This window comes from Pseudoalteromonas sp. bablab_jr010, assembly GCF_016464105.1.
Taxonomy (GTDB): Bacteria; Pseudomonadota; Gammaproteobacteria; order Enterobacterales; family Alteromonadaceae; genus Pseudoalteromonas; species Pseudoalteromonas simplex.
Genome location: NZ_JACDWV010000194.1, coordinates 1 through 410, shown reverse-complemented (window position 1 = coordinate 410; position 410 = coordinate 1). Strand labels below are relative to the sequence as shown.

General features: G+C 41.7%; 1 protein-coding gene. It reads left to right on the top strand.

Features of this window, described 5'->3' with window-relative positions:
• Window positions 1-52: 52 nt before the first annotated feature.
• Window positions 53-410 (top strand): DUF2931 domain-containing protein (locus tag JIG37_RS18910; RefSeq protein ID WP_199530080.1); only part of this gene is annotated, 358 nt, incomplete at its 3' end.

Sequence of the window (410 nt, the reverse complement as noted above, 5' to 3'; positions counted from 1 at the left end):
TGAACTTGGCTCAGGGCAAGCGCAATGGCGTGAGAATAAATAAAAACCGACTATGGACAAGTTTATAAAACCACTCATCTCAATTGCATGTGCTTTGTTTTTGGCCGGTTGCTCGTCAACGGAAAAAATAGATTACATGGTCGTATCTGGCTCAACTGATGAAGGTAATGATATTTTTGCGACATTAATAGAATTTGATGGGCGGTGGAGTGTCCCTGCAGGTGCAATGTCGTGTTGCCGAGCTACGGCAGGCGCAATGGTTGGTGTTTATGAGCAAAAGTTCCCCGAAAAAGTGGCGGTTGAATGGCTCGATAAATCAGAAAATAGAATTTACTACGGTGAAGTGGCCATAGATAAAGCGGGATATAAATTAGCTAAAAACTTACCTAATTTTAGTTATTACACAGGTG